The sequence below is a fragment of the Virgisporangium aurantiacum genome (assembly GCF_016863635.1).
GTDB classification, from domain to species: Bacteria; Actinomycetota; Actinomycetes; order Mycobacteriales; family Micromonosporaceae; genus Virgisporangium; species Virgisporangium aurantiacum.
Map to the genome: position 1 here is coordinate 12,712 of NZ_BOPG01000128.1, position 15,961 is coordinate 28,672.

At 64.3% G+C, this 15,961-nt stretch carries 9 protein-coding genes and 1 pseudogene; 4 read left to right on the top strand and 6 right to left on the bottom strand.

Annotation, left to right across the window (positions count from 1 at the left end; translation table 11 throughout):
* The first annotated feature begins 37 nt into the window (after positions 1 to 37).
* Complete coding sequence (locus Vau01_RS64410) at positions 38 to 400, top strand: hypothetical protein (protein ID WP_239153088.1); 363 nt, start codon at positions 38 to 40, stop codon at positions 398 to 400.
* A gap of 8 nt (positions 401 to 408) precedes the next feature.
* Here Vau01_RS64410 and Vau01_RS65620 read toward each other — a convergent pair.
* The 4 genes and pseudogenes from Vau01_RS65620 to Vau01_RS61265 all read right to left on the bottom strand — a co-directional run.
* A pseudogene (locus Vau01_RS65620) lies at positions 409 to 846 on the bottom strand (suppressor of fused domain protein); the annotation flags it as partial.
* Positions 818 to 1,822 carry a tetratricopeptide repeat protein gene (locus tag Vau01_RS61255; protein WP_204014220.1) on the bottom strand — a complete coding sequence of 335 codons (1,005 nt, stop codon included), beginning with the start codon at positions 1,820 to 1,822 and terminating at the stop codon, positions 818 to 820. The gene Vau01_RS61255 and the pseudogene Vau01_RS65620, both read right to left, overlap by 29 nt.
* The gene (locus tag Vau01_RS61260) at positions 1,819 to 3,099 is read right to left on the bottom strand and encodes a DUF4407 domain-containing protein (RefSeq protein ID WP_204014222.1); all 1,281 of its coding nucleotides are present in this window, start codon (positions 3,097 to 3,099) and stop codon (positions 1,819 to 1,821) included. Before Vau01_RS61260 ends, Vau01_RS61255 begins: the two co-directional genes overlap by 4 nt.
* Before the next feature lie 20 nt (positions 3,100 to 3,119).
* Positions 3,120 to 3,695, bottom strand: coding sequence for a hypothetical protein (locus tag Vau01_RS61265; RefSeq protein ID WP_204014225.1), 576 nt, complete (start codon positions 3,693 to 3,695; stop codon positions 3,120 to 3,122).
* Between the two features lie 191 nt (positions 3,696 to 3,886).
* Between Vau01_RS61265 and Vau01_RS61270 the strand changes: the two genes are divergently transcribed.
* The 3 genes from Vau01_RS61270 (at position 3,887) to Vau01_RS61280 (ending at position 10,191) form a co-directional block, all read left to right on the top strand.
* Positions 3,887 to 6,133: a helix-turn-helix domain-containing protein gene (locus tag Vau01_RS61270; protein WP_275424067.1), complete on the top strand. Its 2,247-nt coding sequence runs from the start codon at positions 3,887 to 3,889 to the stop codon at positions 6,131 to 6,133.
* Positions 6,130 to 8,871, top strand: a complete 2,742-nt coding sequence (locus Vau01_RS61275; RefSeq protein ID WP_204014231.1) for a tetratricopeptide repeat protein — start codon at positions 6,130 to 6,132, stop codon at positions 8,869 to 8,871. The genes Vau01_RS61270 and Vau01_RS61275 overlap by 4 nt, the downstream gene beginning before the upstream one ends.
* 246 nt (positions 8,872 to 9,117) lie before the next feature.
* Positions 9,118 to 10,191: an integrase core domain-containing protein gene (locus Vau01_RS61280; RefSeq protein ID WP_239153089.1), complete on the top strand. Its 1,074-nt coding sequence runs from the start codon at positions 9,118 to 9,120 to the stop codon at positions 10,189 to 10,191.
* A gap of 79 nt (positions 10,192 to 10,270) precedes the next feature.
* On the opposite strand, the gene Vau01_RS61285 is transcribed toward Vau01_RS61280, so the two are convergent.
* Positions 10,271 to 10,660, bottom strand: a complete 390-nt coding sequence (locus Vau01_RS61285; RefSeq protein ID WP_204014234.1) for a hypothetical protein — start codon at positions 10,658 to 10,660, stop codon at positions 10,271 to 10,273.
* A gap of 34 nt (positions 10,661 to 10,694) precedes the next feature.
* Positions 10,695 to 15,902 (bottom strand): RHS repeat domain-containing protein, encoded by a 5,208-nt coding sequence (locus tag Vau01_RS61290; RefSeq protein ID WP_204014236.1) that lies wholly within the window; start codon positions 15,900 to 15,902, stop codon positions 10,695 to 10,697.
* Between the last annotated feature and the right edge of the window lie 59 nt (positions 15,903 to 15,961).

Sequence of the window (15,961 nt, forward strand, 5' to 3'; positions counted from 1 at the left end):
GTGAAAACGCGCCACCACCGGTACCGACGTCGCGGCTATGAGCCGATCGGCGGCGACCCGGGTCCGTCCCGCCCTACCGCCGACTGTTCATGCGGAAGCCGGCGCCGGGCTGAGTATCGACGCGGCACAGCTGACCCCGGCCGCCCTCGCCACGTTCAAGCACGCCGCCGCGATGGCGAACCCCAAGTTCTACGAGCTGCAACGCCTGCGCAAGTCGACCTGGGACACCCCACGGTTCATCCGCGGCTACGACCTCACCCTCGACGACCACCTCATCCTGCCGCGCGGCCTGCGCCACACCATCACCACGATCGTCGAACAGGCCGGGTCACGGCTGGCCGTCACAGTGCTCGACTGTTGCATGCGGATCTTCTCATCCGCGGTAACCCCGACCGCCTGATAGAAGATCACCTTGCCGTTCGGCGTATCGATGGACCCCAACTGAGGATCGACCGTGAAGGCGTACACCGTCAGCCCGGTCGCAGGCCCGTCGGTGTGCGGATGCCCGGTCACCGGCTGCTGGAGATCCATGCGGTGCCCGTCCTCGATCAGGACACGCTGACTGTTGATGAAGTTGGCCAGCTGGTTCACCATCGTGAAGGGCCAACCGGGCGGCTGCCCCTCGCTACCGCGCACAACCCGCATGGTCAGCTCGAAACCCCACCCCGACCACTCCGGATCGTCCTCGGCTCCCGGGATGTACAGCTCACTGAGCCCATAGGTGACGTATGGGACCGGGGTACGCGGCCGGCGCCTGGCCGCCCGCGGACGGGCGGGGTGTTGGACGTTCGTGGCGGCGAGCAGAGCGGCGTCTGGCTCATCCAGCCGAGCAGCAATTTGTGCCAACGCAGTGGCGGCTCGTTGCTCCAGCCAGCCCGCGGCGTGCCCGCGCTTGCTCGAACCGGCTTCCGCACGCCTCAGACGCGTCTAGTCCCTGCTGGTAAGCTTCGGCTGCGGCGTCAGCGGCCCCGGACAGTCGATAAGCATCGCCCAAGGCGTTCAGCGTCATCGCCGCGTCGAGGCGCAAATTTAATGCCACGAACGTGGCGAGTGCCTGGTGCAGGTGAGCCACGGCGTCGCCGAGCCGGCCCAGTTCGCCCTCAGCTAGACCGATACCGCGCAAGGTGATTGCAGCGTTTCGGCGGGCGGCGGACCGCACATAGAAAGAATAGGCCGGTGCGATCTCGATCAAAAATTCGGCGAATCGCCTTTGCGTAAAGCGGAGCCAAGCGAAGTTCGCTCGAGCGGTCATTGCCCCGTGCATATCTCTCGCTCGGTCGGCCAGTTCGACGGCTCGTCGATAATGATGCGCGGCTGTTCCTGGTTGCCCAAGTTCCAGATAGGCCAATCCGATGTTGTTTCGCGTTGTAGCCTCGGCTCGTGCATCGCGAAGCCGTCTCGTTGCCTTGAGGGCTGCCCGATGGGTCGTGATCCAATCGTCCAATGGCTTGACCAGGTAGAAGTACCCCCGCAACGTGTATGCGAGTTGCCAGCAGACCTTGTCAAAGCCGCAGTTGCCCGCAGCCACACACACCGCAACCAGGTTTCGCTGTTCTTCGGCCAGCCAGGTAAGTGCGCCGCGGTAATTGTCGAGCGACGGCGGCAGGGCGCGGACGGCCTTAACACCGAGCGGCACCCGGTAGCGATTCGGCGTGATTGCCACATCGGCTCGTTCGGCGGCAAGCAGATAATAGTCAGCCAGGCGGCGAAGGGAAGAGCGCTGCAGTCCTCCCCCCGCCGCCCGGCCCGACCTGATCCGCCGCCCGAATTGAGTGAACGCAGTATCTAGTCGGGTTGCCGGATACTTGTTCCGCTTCGTCATCGTGTCATGAACGCCATCGTGCGGGCGACGATGGAGTCCCATGCCTGCTGATCGATCTTGCGAACATCCAAGATGCGACCCTCAGTCGCCAACTCCTCTCCCTGCGGGGTCCGCTGCCGGACGATCCGCACCTGCTCCTCGATCACGACGCGATGCTCGTGCCAGGCGTGAAGCATGTCGATCGAGACCTTGGCTAGGGCATTCATCTCGGCCGTGAGCCGTTCGGAGTCGGCGTACATCTGCGCAAGTGCTGCCTCGATCTGTGGAATCGCCGCCTGCTTCGCCTCTTCTGCATGGATGCTTCGAATTACCATGGTGTCGCGTACCCGCTCGTACTCACCCATCGGCGTCGCAAGCTTCATGGTCAACGGCATGATGTCGACGAACACGAACAGTCCGATCATGAACAGCTTCACAAAGCGCACCTGCTGGTCCTGCTGCTCCAGCTCGGAGAGCGCCGCCACGCGCGCGAGGTAGTCGTCACTGAACTTCGCCTCGATGTCGGCAAGGTCTTCGCGGGCCTTTTTGTCAATCGCGTCGATCGTTTCCTGCCGGGATTTCGAAGCGGCCGCGTCCGCCTTTCTGGCCGTCTCGATCTTGCCATCGAGAATCCTGATCTCCTCGCGGACCTGGTTGATCTGATTTCCGATCTCCGCACACCGGGGACCGCACGTTACGCTGCCTGAGGTAACGCCACAACCACTAACGTGTGTGGTATTCGAACTCTGCTCGTACGTTTGCAATTCGCTGAGGCAGTCGAGCCTGGCTACCCGCTCCTCCCGCTGCCTTTCGAGGGGAGCAGATTCAGATGCCGCCGTCGGCACGGCCGCAGCATCGGCCTTGGCTCGGTCAATTCGATTCGCAACAGCGGTGCGACGGTCTTCGGCGAGGTTCTGCGTAAGGCTGTCCTTGAACCACAACAACACGAGTGGGTGAGCTACCGCTGTTCCGATCAAGACTGCGAAGAGCAATCTGATCAGCACGGAGCTGGTAGTGCCGAACCAGTGTCGAATGGTGGACTTGTACAGTGTCGCGACGATGTACCGGTCGATGGTCAATACGGCCAGGCCCCACAGCAGCCCACCAGTCATATAGAGCGTAGGGCGATGTGTCATGAGCGACAAAGCGTAGCTCATAGCGAATGCACCGAGGATCGCGGGGATCAGTACCAGCGCGCCAAGACTAGCGAACCGTATGCGTTCAGAGTTGGTGAGGTTAGTGCAGTTCCGGAGGATCGCAGGATCCGCTCCGGAAAGCCAGATAAAAACCCGACGCATTGCCCCAGGCCCTTCCGTCGTTACTGTCGAATCTGGCCGACTCGGGTGCTCAACGACTGGATAAAGCCGTCCAGAAGCATGTCGGTAGATTCAAAGTAGACCTTGATCTGATGATTGACGGACCGGTATGCAGGCTCGTACAACTCCGGACGGCCCTGGAATCTCTCGATCAGCTGGAATTGAGGCTCAATGTCATTTAGGAACCTCTCCCGACCCTGGTTTATGCTTGTGTTGAGCACGGTGATCTTCTCGTTGGCAAAACGAGTGAGTTCGGCTTGCAGGTGCATTCCTTGGGCAGCAATGAGTGCATCCGCCCGCTTTCGGGCGATCTCTATCTGTGCCCTCGCGAAGACCTCGAGCAATTCACGTTTCGCCTCCGCAAGTTGGCGCAGATTCTGCACTCCGATGCGCTGCCTCTCACGCTCGAACTGCGTGGGGAACATCCGCTGGAACAGTCCGCGCCGGTTCGCCGCCTCCAGCGCAGCCTGACGGCTTTCGGCGGCCGCATTGCTGATGTACTGGCGCATACCGGCCGCGACATCATTGAGATCTTCGATGCTCGCGTCGGGCATCTGGGAGATCGGTTGGATCGTCATCGATTTCTTACCTCCGGGATGTTGTCAGGAACGCTATCCTGACCACTCAAACGAGTGATCCAGCCAAGCCACAGCCGGGCGCGCAGGACGGGGAATGGTCAGTGAATCTTGATCTATGACTAGGCAATCCTGACGCCCAGCCTGGGCCGATACCAGTGTTTCCTTGTCGCCTGGAGAAGAGGAAACAGCAAATGACGGAAGGTTCGGACGAACGACCCATCGAGGTCCTGCCGAACAGCTACTCGGGAGCCCATCTCCGGTGGTTTCGGCAGTCTGCGGGCATGTCTTTGGCGGACCTGTCGGCGAAAACCCACTACAGCCGGGGATATCTCAGCAAGATCGAGAATTGTCGAGTTCCATTCACAAGAGAGATCGGCCAGGCGTGTGACGGCGCGATCGGGGCAAAGGGTGCGCTCCTCCGGCTAGCAGTGGACCTTCCGGTCTCCCGGCGGAAGGTGGTCGCGGTGCAACCTGCCGACCTACCACCGGCCGCCCGCTACTTCTACGGCCGCGACGGCATGCTCGGGGAAATCGTCCGAGTCCTCGGCCGTAACGACGAGGATGAACCACGATCGCGCGTGATCGCGTTGTACGGCCTGCCCGGTGCCGGAAAGACAGAGCTCGCGATTCAGATTGCCGGCCAGGTCATCGACGCCTACGGAGGCTGCCTGTTTGTCGACTTGCACGGCTCCGGAGAGATGCTGAGCCCGGACGATGTCATGAACCGCGTCCTGCGCAGGCTGGGCCTGCCGGGCGAGGTCATCCCGCACGACATCGACGAACAGGCCGCCCTGTATCGCCGCACAGTTCGCGATCGCCGCCTACTGCTCATCCTCGACAACGCCGCGAACGTGGGTCAGGTTCAGCCGTTACTCCCGCCCGGTGGCCGTTCAGACGTACTCGTTACCAGCCGCATCCGGCTGGCCGCGCTCGACGAGGCCGAACACTTTCGCATCGAGGAGATCAGCCTGCCAGCCGCCCAGCGACTGTTCGAAAGCATCAGCCGCATCAAACCTTCGGCGCCGGCCGACCACGCGCTAGTCGATCAAATTGTCGACCGATGCGGCCGGCTCCCGCTGGCAATTCGGGTGGCTGCGGCGTTGGCCAGCGATTCCTCGGGCACAGCGTTGGATGTTCTCGCCGGCCGACTCGAAGATGAACCGCGGTTGAGCGCGCTGGACGACGGCACTCGCAGCGTGGGTATCGCATTCGAGTCCGCCTTCACCATGCTGCCGCCGGAACTGGCGCGTGCGCTCGCCCTGCTGTCTTTGCATCCCGGCAACGATTTCGACCACCGGGCCGTGGCGCTGCTGACCAACGCATCCGCTCGCCACGCAAACACGATACTGGACCGACTATTCGATGCGTGCCTGCTGGGTCGTACACGAAACGGCCGTTTCGCCTTTCACGACTTGGTGCGGGTTTTCACTTCAGACCTAGCCGAAGAACCGACAAATCCGGACCGAGATCAGTTGCTGCAAGGATTTCTTCACATCGCGCAGCACGCTGATCTCATTGTCACTCCCGGCCGTTTCCGGGCGCCGCAGGTCCAACCTGAGGCTGCGCGCTGGTATGCGAAGTTCGTTAATCCGGCCGCTGCCGCCCGCTGGCTGGACGACGAGCAGCACAATCTGGTGCGAATCTGTGAGGTTGCCGCTACCGAGCGCCCCGACGTCTGCTGGCGAATGGCGTTTGCGTTACGTGACTTCTTCTTTCGTACGAAACGTTGGGATCCTTGGATCCGGACTCACCGGCTTGCCCTCGATGCTGCCGACCGGTGCGCAGACGGGTGGGCGGTTGCGGTGACCCTCAATAGTCTCGGCCTGGCCTATGCCGAGACTGGGCAGTTTGTGTTGGCCAGTGAACAGTACGTTCGTGCAATGAAGATCTTTCAGGACATGGGCGACGAATACGGTGCCGCCAATACCGTTGGCCACCAGGCCTGGATATTGCATTGTCGCGGCCGAAATCCGGCGGCTATCCGTCTCGGCCGACGGGCACTGCAATTCTACGAAGATCATCATGTCGCCCGCAACGCCGCAATTACGCTGCGGACCATCGCGTTGGCGGAGGCAGCGACTGGCAACTTCGACACCGCGCTGGAACACCTGCACCGCGCACATGAAATCTTCGTCGGCGAGAGTCTTGTTCTAGACGAGACGATGACTCTCAATTGCCTCGGCGAGGTGTATGCCCAGGCACAGGATCCGGCCCGGTCGAGGAAACACTTTCGCGCCGCACGCCGGCTGGCCCGCGTCAGCGGAAGCACCTTTGAGCAAGCGCGGGCTCTGCGCGGCCTAGCCGCCGCGTCCGCCGCCGTCGGCCACTCCAACGAGGCCGCCAGGCTGGTAGATCAGGCTCAAAGTCTGCATGCCGGGTATCTACTGATTCCCAGCCAGGCCGTCGGCAGGCGGCACAAGTCAGGAGCCAACCAATGACACCTCCGCGATTCGATGTTTTTCTATCATTGGCGGGCCCCGACAGGGCTGCTGTGCGTCGCCTCCATGCCGCGCTCACGCGCGCCGGTCTCAAGGTGTTCATCGACGAACAAGACATCCGCGAGTATCACGGCATCACCTCGGAAATCGAAGGCGCATTGCATGGAGCGAAGGCGCTGGTCGCGTACTACTCGCGGCACTTTACGAGCCGTACGGCGTGCCAATACGAGCTCACCGCGGCGTTTCTCGCGGGCCAGCGGGAAGGTGAGCCAACCAAGCGGATCATGGTGCTCAACCCGCATGAAGAGACCGACCATCTGCTGCCGGTGGAGCTCGCTGAGGACAAGTTCGACCGGCTTCCGGCGCCACGCGACGCCGCGACTATGTCAGACGTGGTTCGGCGTATTGTCGCCAAGGTCACTGCACTGGAGGGGTGCATTGGGGGCACGCCGTTCGCAGAGCGCCCACGTTGGTCCGGCCGCTTTCCGGGCGCCTTCGAATTTGTGGGTCGCTTCCGTGAGATGTGGGCATTGCACTCCGCCCTTCACCAGCACCGTTTTGGGCTGACTCAGTACTCCTCCTCGGGTCCGCTAGCCGTACTGGTGGGGCCGCCAGGTATCGGCAAGACGGAGCTGGCCGCAGCATATGCATGGCACTTCGGCGCAGCGCATCTTGGCGGTGTCTACTGGATTTCGCTGGTCGGCAGCCGCGCCGACGCCACGGAGGTGTCCGCCCGGTGCATCGATGCCCTCAGGACCGTGCTGGATCGGCTCGGCTATGACGTTGCGGGAGCGGGTCCAGATCGAATAGCCGGCATGTTCGGCGATCACGTTGCCGAGGCGGCCGAACCAAGTCTGCTCGTCGTGGATGACGTGCCGGGCGTAGAGCTCACGAGTCAGTTACTGGTACCGGGCGGGAGCCGACTAAACACCATCCTCATTACCAATACGGCGACGCTCGACGGACCTGCGAAGCCGGTCGAGGTCGGTCGGATGTCGACGGCGGACGCTGTCCAGTTGCTCCGCCGATATCGGAACGGTACCGATCTCGAAATCGAAGCCGTTGTGGACCGTCTCGGCGGCCATCCGATGACGCTCAGCTTGGCTGGCAGAAGTCTTCGGGACCAGGAAGGTCTGCTCTCATACGGGCAATTCCTGGAACACGTGAACAGCGGGCCGACAGCGCTTGCTCCTGCAACACTGCTCCTGCACGACCGACTCGACGCGCTCACCGCCCCAGCGCGTCAACTCTTGTACATTTCGCTGGTGTGCTCACCCGCCGCAGTTCCTACCCAAATGTTGGAGGTACTGCTCGGTGCGGATGACGCCCGTTCCGCGGTTGCGGATCTCCGCGACCAACTGCTGGCAACCAAGACGGATTCGGCATGGCAGGTTCATGCACTGACGCGAGACGCCGCCGCTGAGCACCTGCCATCTCCACCAATGGCAGACCTAGCCGCCGAGACGGCCGACGTAGTGGTGGCCCTAATGACAGACGCCAGCTTAAATCCCGTAGTTCACTCTCTCCTCGCCCAACACGCTGGCGCGCTATCGGGCAGGGCTGACCTTCCTGCCGACATGGTCAAGGCATTGTTGCGCCGATTGGTCGACCACTACGCGGCCCGTGGCGAGGCGTTTCTGGAGGCGCCATACCACACACATCTCGCCGAACTGCTCGGTGATGACGCCGATGCCCTAGGCGGTGCGGCACGCTGCCTACTCGTCGCCGGTGAACTCACAAGGGCACATGGCTTCGCCGCCAAGGCGCTGTCGATCGAAGCGACCCCACCGCGACGCCTGTTGTTGGCAGAAATACTCGATGCTCAAGCCCGCTTCACCGAGGCCGACAAGCTGTGGGCAGACCTCGACAAGAAGACGATTCCATACTGTCGTGCCCTGCGTTTGCGTGGTCGGCATACCGAAGCGCGCACGGCGTTGGCGGCGCTCGTCGCCGACATCGGCAATGATCCTGCACGATTCCACGAGGCTCAGCTAGCCCAGTTGGAACTTGCCGCTGCCGAGATGGAAACCAACGCTCAGCTGTCGGCACGCAAGCGAACGCTTGCGGTCGTGTCGGCCTACCACGAACGGGGTCTTCCTACTCACGCCACTGCCGTTGAGGCGGCGCGCCTCTTCGCGGATGCACGACTGTCCCTGTCGCTGTGGGAACTCAACACCGATCCGTCAACGTGGCAGGATGCCGCACAGGATCTCCGTGTTCTTCGCGACTCCTACATCCGCACCCACGGCCAACGTAACAGCATCACGCTGAATGTTGCGGTCGCTTACGCCGAAGCGCTGACCGCGTTGGGCCGCCCCGGTGACGCGCGGCGAGCCATCGAGGCTATCGAAGCAGATCTGTCCGGCCGTTTAAGCGCCATCGACCCCATCGCGCTCCGTGCGCGTGTGGTTCTCGGCTACGTGGCGGCCCAATGCGGGCGCAACGATGATGCCCGGACCCACTTTCGTGCCGCCTACGAGGGGCAGCGGGAGGTACTTGGCCCTACCCATCCCCGCACTCTGCGCTCGCAGTTCAACCTCGGGATCGCCTGCAAGATCACCGGTCACACATCCGAGGCGCGGCAACACATTGATCATGTTCGGCGAGCTGCGCCAGATGCGGTGGGACGCGGCACCGACTTGTTCGGCCAGGCGTTCGTCGCTTCGGCGTTGAGCATTTTGCCCGGTGCGGTATGGCGGCTGCTAGCAGCTCGTCCGAAGCCTCCTGAGGATTGTTGACCAGCCGCGAACCCGCGCGGCATTCACAATGGCGCCTTGACCTAGTCGCGCTCGCGCGCGAACGCGAGGGCGCACCGCCAGCAATATTTCGCCGACGCGTTACCGGCACCGTCCGGATCGGAGTTGACGCGGCACCGACGCCGTGCAGGCGACCCGGCTACGGCATTGGCGGGCCTGGCTGTGCTCCCTGTGCCGTGCCAAAACTCGTCGCACGATGTGTGTGCGGCGCTGATGGCCGGGTTTGTGATGATCGGGTTTGTGTTCGTGCGGTTGCTGTATCGGGTGTCGGTGCAGGTGTTCGGCTGGCTGTCGTCGCTGACCCGCGACGACGAGGCGAAGACCGTGGAGTTGCTGGTCCTTCGTCATGAGGTGGCGGTGCTGCGCCGCCAGGTCGGCACGCCGCGGCTGTCGTGGCCGGACCGGGCGGTGCTGTCAGCGTTGACCCGGGTCCTTCCGCGCCGGTTGTGGGCGCATCGGATCGTCACTCCGGCGACTCTGTTGGCCTGGCATCGCCGTCTGGTCCAACGGCGCTGGACCTACCCCAACCAGACAGGCCGACCACCGGTCAGCGGTGAAATCCGCGAACTCGTCCTGCGCCTGGCGCAGGAGAACCCGTCGTGGGGCCACCGGAGGATCCAGGGTGAATTGGTCGGCCTCGGCCACCGGGTCGGGGCCGGCACCGTCCGACGCATCCTCGCCACAGCCAGGGTCGGGCCGGCACCACGCGATGCGGACACCCAGTGGCGGACCTTCCTGCGCACCCAGGCCGAAGGGCTGCTGGCGGTCGACTTCTTCCACGTGGACACCGTGCTGCTGCGCCGAATCTACGTGCTGGTGGCGATGGAGGTCGGGACACGGCGGGTGCATCTGCTCGGCGTCACCGCGCACCCGACCGGGCGGTGGACCACGCAGCAGGTCCGCAATCTGGTCATGGATCTGGGTCGGCGGATCGGCGAGTTCCGGTTCTTGATCCGCGACCGAGACGGCAAGTACACCAGCGCGTTCGACGCTGTCCTGGCCGACGAGGGTGTCGAGGTGGTGAAGATCCCGCCGCGGACACCGCGGGCGAACTGCTACATCGAACGGTTCGTCGGGACCGTCCGTCAGGAGTGCACCGACCACATGTTGATCTACAACGAGCGCCACGCAAGGCAGGTCCTCGACGAATACCTCTCGCACTTCAATGAGCACCGCCCGCACCAGAGCCTGGGCCAACGTCCGCCTGAGCACGACCCCGCCGTGGTGATCCCGCTCGACGCGGCGGTCCGGCGACGACGACTCCTCGGCGGCGCCATCAACGAGTACCACAGAGCCGCCTGACAACCGGGCGCCACCACCAGGCGAAACGGCTTTTGGCACCCCACACCCTTTCGCCCAGCTCCACCAGGATGGAAGAGGCTCACTCCTGATATATGCGCGAGCTGCGCTCTTCGTCATTCAAAACGTTAGATACGTACAATCCGAAGTCAAAGTCTTCGTCTTCCACGAATGGCGTCGGGTCGTGCTCGATCCCGGATTCAGTTTCGTATGCGACCGCTGCCTTCGCTCCGCCGCCATCGCTCACTACGAGTTGAGACTTGGCCCCGTCACGGCGCCATTTCAGAAAAGAGGTAGTCGCGCGCCAACTCCGACCACGAAGCCAGACGAAGAGATCACCTTCAAACCGGTAGAAAACCGCTATCGCACCGTCGAGGCGGCCGTAGTGCCCCCTCACCGGGAGGCGTCCAGCATCGGACCTTTCGCGATCAACTTCCCGCAGTGAGCCAGTTTGCGGATCGAAGAATGCCACGATCTGATGGCGATCAAAAGAGTCTACGCGCATTTCAGAGTCCGAGATCCTTTCCTCCGGACCGTCCGGCACTCTCGATGATATCCTCCCAACTCTTACCCCGTCCCCGCAACCAGTCGATGCTCGGCCCAAGCTTATCGCCGTACCGTTCAATGTTGCGTGCATATATTTTCCCGAGCGCATCCGGTGGCGTCAGCCCTTTGTATTGCTCACCTATGATTCTCCGCTGCGCATGGAGCGCTCGCGCCGTTGCTTCCGCGGAGGCGCCGCTTGCCCGCAGCGTATTCCCCAGTCTGTTCAGTCCATTAACCTCAGCTACGTACTGCTGGCGAAGAGGTGTTCGGCCACCACCTTCCAAAGGACCTGCGGCCTTGGAAGGACCTTTGGGGCCGGCGACTGTGGGTGCGCCCCGCAATCCGAGTTTGACGAAGGGTGCGGCCATGGTGGCGAGGGTGACGGTGCCGACGATGGCGTTTCGGCCGGCGCCTGCCCAGTCTCCTGCTTTGGCGGAGTCCCATGCGGCCTTGTAGTTGGCGGCGATGCCTTTTTCGGCCGCCCAGCTGTCTTTGACGCTGCGGCAGGCAACGCAGGCGACGTTGAGGCCGGCCCACTTGGCGGCTCCGCCGATGCCGCCTTCTTCGTAGGATTCCCAGGCGTCGACGTAGTTGTCCCAGACGTAGTTGGCGGTGCCCATGGCGATGTCGTGGGCGGCGCCCCACCACATGCCGGCGTAGGACTTGCCGAAGTTTTTGGCTTTGCAGGTCCAGCCACATTTCTTGGATGTCGGCTTCGTCGGCGGTTTGGACGGTGCGCCGACGACGCCGCCGCAGCCGGGACCCTTGTAGTTGGTGGCTTGGCAGCCGGTGACTTGGGAGTTGCAGGTGCCGGCGACGGAGCAGTTGCCGCCGGGGTCGAGACCGTCCGGGTCGGATCGGGTGATCGGGCTGTGGGCGGAGTAGGCGTACGGGTTGAAGGCGACGGGGCTGTTGATGTTGACCAATGGGTCGGGGCTGATGAATACGCCGTAGGTGGGGTCGTATCCGCGGGCGCCCATGTCGATCAGCCCGGTGGAGGGGTTGGTTTGCTTGTTGAGGAAGCCGCGGTCGGTGGGCCAGGTGGCCGGCGTGCCGTCGAGGGAAAGGGTGGCTCGGTCGGTGCCGTAGGGGGTGTACCAGCGCTTCTGGATCGTGTTGGTGGCCGGGTTGAGGGCGATGGAGGCGCTGCCCTGGTGGTCGCCGGCGAGCCAGGTCAGGCCGGTGGGGGTGCGGACGGCGACGGTGGCGCCGTCGTGGCTGTAGTAGCGGGTGGTGGTGATATTGCCGTTGGCGAGGCGGAATTCCTGTCCGACGGCGTAGAGGGTGGTGGCGCCGGGTTCGCGGCGGATTAGCAGGCCACCGTCGGGGTCGTAGAGATGGCGGGTGGTCTGATTCCCGCCGGCTGCTTGGACGACGGCTTGGGCGAGTTGGTTGTCGCTGTTGAAGGTGTAGGTCTGGTTGACCCCGTTGATGGTGCGGGTGGCGAGGTTGCCGGCGTTGTCGTAGGTGAAGCTGTCGGTGCCGGCACCGGTGCCTGTCTTGGTGACGCTGGTCATGGCGTGGGGGCGGACGGCGGTGGCGCCGGACGCAGGGTAGGTGTAGGTGCGGCCGGTGGTGGTGCCGGCGGTGCGGTGGGTGTCGGTGGCGCGGCGGCCGGCGTTGTCGAAGGTCCACGAGTCCCAGTACGGGTATTTCCCGGATCCGGCGATCGCGGCGGTCGTCGGTGCGGCGACGCAGTTGTCGAGGGCGGTGTAGGCCTCGGTGAGGCGGTGTTGCGGGTCGTAGCGGAAGCATTGGGACTGCCCGTCGAGGGTGTCCTTGATGCCGGTGATGTCGCCGGTCGGGGTGTAGGTGTAGGTGTCGTTCTGGAACTCGGACCAGGTGGGGGTGTTGTCGATCGTGCGGCTGCTCTTGACGGCGGCGAGGCGGCCGGTGGCGTCGTCCCAGGTGTAGGTGCGTTTCATCTTGCCGGGGCCGGCGGCGGTGCTGCCGTGGCGACGGGACGATAGTTCGCCGAGTTTGGTGTAGTGGGTTTCGGACACGTACTCGGCCAGACCGCCCATGGCGGTGGGGTTGCCGAGGGTGTCGTAGCCGTAGGTGATCGTTTCGGCGGGGGCGCCGTGCTGGGCGGGGTAGGTCAGGGTGGCCGGGGCGCCGGTGTACGGGTTGTAGGTCATCGACAAGTCATAGGAGCCCGCGAGCAGACCTTCGCCGAGCGGGATCGATACGGACACGCCGGTGGGTTGGTAGTCGTCGGTGAACCCGGTCACCGACGTGACGTACTGGCCGTCGTTGGCGTAGCGGGTCGCCGACGTGCGTTGCCCGGCGGCGAGGGTGTCGTAGGTGTAGGACACCAGCCGCGTGCCGGTGCCGACCTCGCCGGCCCACCGGTTGGTCACCCGGCCTATCGCGTCATACTCGAACGACGTTTTCTGCTGCCGGGCGTCGGTGCTCGACAGCACGTCCCCGGCCACGTTGTAGACCGTGGTTGACGTTCCGGTGTCCCGGTCGGTGGTCGAGGTGCGGCGTTTGGCCAGGTCGTAGCCGTAACTGGTGACGTTTCCGGCGGTGTCGGTGACGGTGGCGACGTCACCGGACCGGTGGTAGGTGTAGCTGGTCGTCTCCGGCGTGCCGGTGCCGGCCGAGTTCGGGAACAGGTGCAGCTTGGTGGTTCGGCCGAGGGCGTCCCATTCGGTGCGGGTCGCCCCGCCCGAGGGTGGGAAGGTCGTGGTGCGGTCACCGCCGTGGGTGTAGGTGGTCTGCCACTTCATCGTCCCCAGCGACCATGTTTGGGCTGAGGTCGTGCGGCCGAGCAGGTCGTAGGTGGTCCGGGTCTGCCGGGCGACGGCGTCGTCGGCGAACCCGACCAGGGCCGTACCCGGGTCGCCGGTGGCGTGGAACGTGGAGGTCTTGACCGGCTTGCCATAGTCGTCGTAGGCGGTATCGGAGATGATCCGCCCCGGCGGGCCGGGATTCGGGCCTTCCTGCAGCGGTGCCGGCTGTTGAGTCTGCCGTGGCCGCGCCCGACCGTCGAACAACTCGTAACTGGTGATGATGTTGCCGGTCGGCCCGAGTCTCTTGGTGGTCACCGAACTCGCAGCCGTGCTGGACGGGGCGTACACGTACTCCACATCAGGCACGCCCGACGTGGGCCGGCCCGGCTCCCAAACCTTGACCAGCCGCCCCAGCGAGTCATAGCTGGTTGTGGTCACCTTGCTGTTCGGATCGGATACGACCGTGGTTGCGCCACGGCCCGGTTCGAGTGTGGTGACGGTGGTCTGGCCGAGCGGGTTCGTGGCCGTGGTCTGCAACAGCGGCCCACCCGATGCCGGGGTGTAGGCGATGGTGCTGGTCTGGCCACGGCCGTCCTTGCCGGAGGTGACCCGGCCCTGCGTGTCGTAACCCTGTTCAGTGGTGGCCCACACGTCCGGCCCGGTCGATACCAGGTTCTGGGTCTTCGTCGGCAGGCCGGTGGTCGGGGGCGCGCCGAGCGTGGTGGACCCGTCGTAGAAGGTGCGGGTCTCGCCGAGGACCGGTTCGCTGGTGGCGCATTGTGCGCCGCCGCGGGTCACCATCCGGGACGGGAAGTCCTTGAGGTAGTCGGTGGTGTTGTAGGCGTACTCGGTGGTGGTGCAGGTTTCGTCGCCGGTGACGGCCTCGTCACCGACGTTTTTGACCTTGGTGACCTGCCCGTACTGGTCGTATTCCTGGTCGGTGCGGGTCCACCGCCAGGTGTTCGGGCCCATGTTCGTGCGGGTCCGGGTGACTCCCGGCCGGTGCCGCCAGACGGCGTTGGGGAAGACCCCGGTGATCTGGGTGGCAGTCGGCTCGATGATTGTCGAGGTCGGGATGTCCTGATCGTCGAGGACGGTGCGTTCCCGGACTTGGCCGGCCAGGTAGTGGGGGTCGGAAACGGTGCCCTGGGAGTCGGTGATCGTCGCCGATCGCGTGCTGCCGCCGGGGCCGCGGTCGGCGTTCATCCCGCGGTAGAACAACGCCCGGGTGGTCTGGTACGGGCCGCCGTTGGGGCCGTGGCTGGTTTCGACGACCGGATAACCCCGCCACTGCGACCACGACCGGCGGGCTTCCGGGATGGTGTCGTTGGTGTCGTAGGCCCACAGGGCGGCGATGTTGGATCCCCAGCCGGCGTAGTCGTACCGCCAGGTCTCGGCCTCTCCGCCGCCGGTCTCGTCCCATTCCACGACGGAGTCGACCAGATTCTTGTGGAACCACACCCAGTTACCGTTGTAGTACTGCGGCCAGCACGCCATCGTGTTGTCCTCGGTCGACGGGTAGGCCGGGTTGGACGCCGTCGCCGAACAGTTCGGCTGCTTATACCAGATGTCGGTGCGGCCACCGACCCCGTTGTCGATCGCCGTCACCCGCCAGTGCATCAACGGCACCGCACCGCCCGCATTGTCGCCCCAGGACACCCGGTTGTTCGTCTTCGACCCGCCGAAACTCACCACCGGGGCGACCACCTGGCCGCCGGTGACGCCGGGGCCGCTGGCCAGACCGGTACGGGTGATCGTGTCCAGCCACAACGACGGGGTGGTGTCATCGAGCGGATTGCCCGGGGTCCCGAACGGCGCCACATGGTCACCGTTGGGCGGATACGAGTACGTGAAATCGTATCTGTCGACCGGCGTGTACGCGTTGCTGGCCGAGTTCCACACCTCGGTGCGGGCCGATTCGAGCTTCAAAGGGGTCCAGAACGACGGCGAATAATGCGCACACTGGTTCGCCGGCTGCTTCTCGGCGCAGTACAGGTCCCACGGCGTGTCCGGCCAGTTCTTCACCTCGTTCTCACACACCAGGTCGTCGGGGCAGCGCACCGACGCGTCGAACGACACCCGCATCGGCGCCGGCGACGACCACTCCTGCCCGACCCGGGTGCCGTACTCCACCCGCTTCAACGTCGCGGCCAGCGCATACCACGAGTCGCCGTGGGTACCGGCCAGCCCGCCGTAGGAACCCACGTACGGCTCGTAGAAGTACGTCATCGAATTCCCACGCGGGTCGACGACGTAGTCCAGGTTCCACCGGTACGCCTCGTAACACCGGTTGTCATACAGCGACGAACTCCGGTAGCACGGCTCCCACGGATTGTTCGAATACACCGGCACGTACTGCGCCGACCACGTCCACTTCGACTCATCCAGCCGGTCCGAGCCCATGTTGTAGCCCCGGCCGAAGTAGTACTGCACCCCGTCCAGGTCAGTGACCCGCCAATGCTCACCCCGGGTCGTGTTGTTACCACCTACCG